Annotated in this window: 3 protein-coding genes; all 3 read left to right on the top strand. The window is 28.8% G+C overall.

Annotated features, from left to right (window positions below; genetic code table 11):
• A partial coding sequence (locus tag Q0370_RS06605) for a TrkH family potassium uptake protein (protein WP_299573697.1) occupies window positions 1–1,093 on the top strand: 1,093 nt, incomplete at its 5' end.
• 14 nt (window positions 1,094–1,107) lie between these two features.
• On the top strand, window positions 1,108–1,770 hold the full coding sequence (locus Q0370_RS06600) for a TrkA family potassium uptake protein (RefSeq protein ID WP_299573694.1): 663 nt from the start codon (window positions 1,108–1,110) through the stop codon (window positions 1,768–1,770).
• Between the two features lie 101 nt (window positions 1,771–1,871).
• Window positions 1,872–5,558 carry an LPS-assembly protein LptD gene (locus Q0370_RS06595; protein WP_299573691.1) on the top strand — a complete coding sequence of 1,229 codons (3,687 nt, stop codon included), beginning with the start codon at window positions 1,872–1,874 and terminating at the stop codon, window positions 5,556–5,558.
• The last annotated feature ends 160 nt before the right edge of the window (window positions 5,559–5,718 follow it).

The following is a 5,718-nucleotide window of genomic DNA, read 5'->3' as shown; positions in this document are numbered from 1 at the left end:
TGGGGGAATTGGAATTATCACATTCTCAACAGTAGTTGTAACAATGATTTCAAAAAAAGTTGGATATTTTACTAAAAAATTGATACAGGAAGATATAAACACAAATACAACATTTGAAATACAAAAATTTGTAAAAAAAGTTTTGACTACGGTTTTTATAATAGAAATTATCGGGGCTGCAATATTATTTTTAAAATTTATAAAAATATTTGATTATAAGACAGCGGCTTATTATGCTATATTTCATTCTATTTCCGCATTTTGTAATGCCGGGTTTGCATTATTTTCAAATAATTTAAGTGATTTTAAAAACAGTATAATAATAAACACTGTAATTCCTGTCTTAATTTTTTTAGGTGGAATAGGTTTTGCAGCAATTCTTAATATTTATCAATATTTTCTAAAAAAAGATAAAAGGCTTACTACTACTACAAGAATAGCTATAAAAATGTCAATTTTTCTAATAATATTTGGGACAATTATAACATTTATCCTAGAATATTCAAACAATAAAACATTAGGAACATTGCCATTTTTTGAAAAGATAGGAGCCGCCTTTTTTCAAAGTGTAACAGCAAGAACGGCTGGATTTAATACAATTTCCATAGCTGAACTGCGGGAACCTACAGTTTTTCTGTTTGTAGTATTAATGTTTATCGGAGCCTCACCTGGCTCAACAGGTGGTGGAATAAAAACTACTACAGCCGGATTGATACTTTTTGGAATAGTTACAACTATAAAAAATAAGGAACATCTGGAATACAACAAGAGAAGAATCAGCTGGAAAATATATAATAAAGCTATGGTTATTGTTTTTATATCAATTATGTATGTTGCTGTAGTATTATTTTTATTAATTTGGCTGGAGGATATAAGAGTTATAGAATTAGGATTTGAACTGGTATCTGCTTTTGGAACGGTGGGATTATCACGGGATTTAACGCCGCAATTATCGAGCATTTCTAAACTGTTAATTATGATTACGATGTTTGTTGGACGAGTCGGGCCACTAACAATAACATTGGCCTTGTCCAGAATGAAAAATCCAAAAGGAAGATATATTTATCCAAAGGAAGACATTTTGATAGGATAAGGAAGAGGTGAAAAATGGCAGGATATTTAGTAATTGGGCTTGGAACATTTGGTAGAAGTGTAACTCAGACATTATATGAAAATGGTAAAATGGTACTGGCAATAGATCAAAGGGAGGATCGTGTACAAAAGGTAATTGATGATGAAATCGCAAGTGATGCAATTACATTGGATGTGACAGACGAAAATTCAATCAGGAAAGTAATAAATGATGACTTTGACACTGCTTTTGTCTGTATTGGAGACAATACCCAGTCCAGTGTATTTGTTACGGTAATTTTAAAGGAAATGGGAATAAAAACTATCATTTGTAAGGCAAAAAATGAATTACAGGGGAAAATTTTAAAAAAGATTGGTGCAACTTCCGTTGTTTATCCAGAAGAAACGATGGCCAAGGAAATAGCACTTGGGGTAATAAGACCCAATATAACGGAACATTTTAAATTTTCAGAAAAATATAGAGTGTTTGAAATAAAAGCACCAAAGGATTTTGATGGAAAAAATCTTATAGAATTAAATTTGAGAAATAAATATGAAATGAATATTATCGGGATAAAAGATGAAAAAGAACTAAATATTATGCCGCTTCCAAATACTATAATAAGAGAAAATAATGTACTATTAGTTATCGCAAATATAGAAAAAATGATGTTATTTGGGAAAAAATACGTTTTGTAGTAAAAAACTTAATTAAAGCCTTTCAAATGTAAAATAAATTGTTATAAGCATAAAAGTATGGTATAATTTTGGTATTATATAAAAAATAAAAGGTTGAAAAAATGAAAATAATGAGATATAAAGGATTGTTTATTTTACTGTTTTATATTATACTTTTTGGGAAGCTGAATGCTGATGGAGAAGTAATAGAACTGAAAACAGAAAAATCTACGATAAATCTAGAAACAGAAGAAATAAATACTGAAGGTAATGTTACTGTAAAATATGGAGATTTTACAATAAATGCAGACAAGTTAAGAAAAATTGCTAATAAAAACATTCTTTCAGGCTCTGGAAATGTTGAATTTATTCAAGGTTCCCAAATTATAAAAGCTGATAATCTTATTTTTGATATGGATACAAAATTAGCAAAAATATTTAATTCAGAAAGTTATGATTCAAACGTGAAATTACGTTTTGGTGGAGAAGAAACATTAGCTGAAGGAAATAAGCTGATTTTTATAAAAAATGGATGGTTTACTACAAGTCCATACGAAAATCCAAGTTATAAAATAAATGCAGATGAGCTGGAGATTTATCCAAATAGAAAAGCGATTGCAAGAAACATTGGACTTTTTGCGGGTGGAAAAACTTGGTTTAAGTTACCATATTATGTAACATCATTAAAGCCATCAACTCAAAGAGCTACATTATTTCCATATATAGGAATGGATAGTGATAGAGGATTTTTTGGAATTATGGGATTTGACTATGATTTAGGTCCTCTTGCACAGGGATTTGTTGATTTTGAATTGAGTACAAAGAAAAAATTAGCATTAAAATTTTCAAATGACTATGCTTTCTGGGGAAATAATAAAGGAAATATATTTGTAAACAGATTTGTAGTTCCAATTGGAAATCATAGGAAAGAATGGGATTTCAAATGGAATCATAAGGTTGTAAATACTCCAAAAAAAGCTAAGGAAGATAGAAAATTTTATGATGCAGGTTACGGAATATGGAATCTAAATTATCAAAATATTACAACAAATCTTATGTATGCCATTAATGGAAATGAATTAAAGGATGATTATACAGATTATGTAGATAAATATAGCTATATTGGATTCTGGGATTTTAATATCAATCAGGAACTTGGACAAAATGGTGAATTTAATGCAAAATATTACTGGACACAAAATAAGCATGCACTTAAAGCCCTGACGGAGATAAATGACAAAATTGTAGAAGATGATAACTTAGATCCACGAAAAACAGACGTTGATTTATATAGAAGCATAAAATATACAAATGGTAATTCAAATGTTGCAATAACAATTGACAATGAGGATTTTCGTGATATTAATCCAGGATATATTGGAGATTTGAATTCTTATAGAAAAAAAAGAAGTTATGGAATTGATTTTAGAGGACCGAAAATAAAATTGGATTATCTAGATTCTGATAAGGATGAATACGGAGAACTTCTTGGAATGCGTGACCGAGGTGAAGATAACACAGTTCACTGGGTTCAGAATATTGCATATGACAAAAGAAAAGAATGGGGATTAACTTTTGGAAACTATTATCCATTTAGAGAAAGCGATTTCTTTGGATACCAGCCTAAGACAGGTTACCAAAACTTGACAAATACTCTTTATTTCGGTGCACAAGTAAAGCAAGTTGATATAAGAAAAAAAGAATACGAGTATGATTACACGCGTGATAACGAAAATTATAATTCATTATTCTTAAATTCTGCAACAACTGATGAAAGTAGAATTTATAAAATATATCAAGATAATGAAATAATTCGTCGTCCTAAAAAAATACTTTATGAAAAATATAAATCTCAAAGATTTAATGTAGGTAATGATAGAATCGATATACCATTAAAAAATTCGTTTATTGGTTATAATTTAGCATTTGAAAATCGTGATTATAGCAGTTTAGGAGTTCCTAAATTTAGAAATGGACGAAAAGTTGAAGATTTAGATTCACAGACTGGCTATAAAGTTGCAAGAGATGCAAGCGGAAAAGCTATAAAGCAAAGTCCATCAATACGAATTTTTACTCTTGACACTAGACTATACACTACATTATTTGATAATACATCGAAAAAAAATAATAAATATGATGTAAAAGTTACAAATGATGCAACAGTTACTTTCCAAAGAACGACAGCTGGAGGAGCAATGTATGATGGCTTTGACATTGTAGAAGTTCCAACAAATGCACTGGGACTGAGAGATGATTTTAAATATCAAATTGGAAATGTAACATTTAATTATAATTTAACAATGAGAGACGATAGACATTTTAAAGATGATTGGCTAAAGAATAGATATGTTAGAAATTATTTTAAGGCTGATATTGCAAATAAAAGATTTGTAAGTTTTGATTTTGAAAATAATGAAAACTATGAATTTAAGGATTTTAAATCTGATAGGAATTTTAATAGAGAAATTCAATATGGATATGTGTCAGATGCTGGGGATAATTTTTTATATAGATTCGCAGATAAAAATAAACAGTTATTTCCATATAACACAAGTCTTGGATGGAATCAGAAAGTTTATAAGGAATCTTTAAAGGAAAGAACTTTTGGAGTAAACTTTAATGAATGGGGATTTGAATATACAAATTTAGTAAATAAAGCAAATGACATTTATGGAAATGTGGCAACTTTTGGATTGCCTGCATTAAAATTAAAAACTAATTATCATAGATTGGGATTTGTTTACGATACTTCAAAAATGAAAAATAAGAAATTTGAATCAGATCACTATTTTAGAATAAATTTTGGATTTGGTAAAAAAATATACAGAGATCTTAATAATACTCCGATTATTACTTCAGATGACAGATATATTCGTGGAAATGACTATACGACAATTGGTTTTTTGTATAAATATGAAAATAATGCCAAACCAAGATATGCAGCTGATTTAGAGAAAAAAGAAAAAGAAAATAATAGAGAAGCTGAAATTGATACAACTGAAAATCAGATAAAAAGTACAAATATGGTAAGAAATTCAAACACGCAAGAATTTTCTATTAATAATGCCAACAAAAATTCAATTGATAAAATTTTGGTAAATAGTGATGACAGATTATTTTTGAGCAGTGAGGAAGAAGAAGCATACAAGAGTTATGTAGAAGAAGAAAATTATCGTCAAAATAAATTTAGCTTAAATGATTTTAATGCAAAACTTCAAAATTTAAGAAGTCATAAAAAATATTTCCAAATTGGAATGGATATGCAAATAGACGGTTCTGATGCTGCTAATCCTAGTGGAATGAAAGGATTTGACAGAATTAATGACTTAACCTTTAAAGTGGAAGCAGGATATCTAGAAAAAATGTTTGTAAGGTATGCTTTCATAATGGAACGGCCTGACAGAATTTATAGAAATAATGCGACTCGTAATAGTACATTTGACTTTAGAAAACATGAATTTGAAGGAAAATATATGTTTTCGAATGACCCTGATAAACCATGGTGGGTTGGAGGAAAAATTCAATATGTACAAAATGGAGCTTCTAAAGCTTCCGATCCTGAAATTTATGAAAGTTCATGGTATGCAAGAAAAGTTAATAAGATAACTTTAGGAATGGCAACTTTATCTCATAGATTTGAAAATGTAGAATGGGAAATTGGAGCAGGAATGAAGTGGGATAAGCCAAGTAATAAAAAATTAGGTTATTATCCAGTAGTTTCATTAAAATTTGGAGTAACACCATTCCCAGAAAAGAATGCACAGTTTAAATATTCTGGAAAAGGATTTGAATTCGGAGCAGGATTATAAAGAATTAAGCAATGAAGTGAACATTAGAAATATTGGTAAACTAGTATTTTCTAATGTTTTTTCATATTTAAATTTTTATATTTATATTCAATCCACTTAAAAGTCAAAATATACTCAAACCTATTTTAAATTAAACTGCTAAAATTATATAAATTTAAGG

Origin of the sequence: uncultured Leptotrichia sp. (genome assembly GCF_938036635.1) — a bacterium.
GTDB classification, from domain to species: domain Bacteria; phylum Fusobacteriota; class Fusobacteriia; order Fusobacteriales; family Leptotrichiaceae; genus Leptotrichia; species Leptotrichia hongkongensis.
The sequence above is the reverse complement of the archived record's forward strand: the minus strand, read 5'-3'. Positions and strand labels throughout refer to the sequence as shown.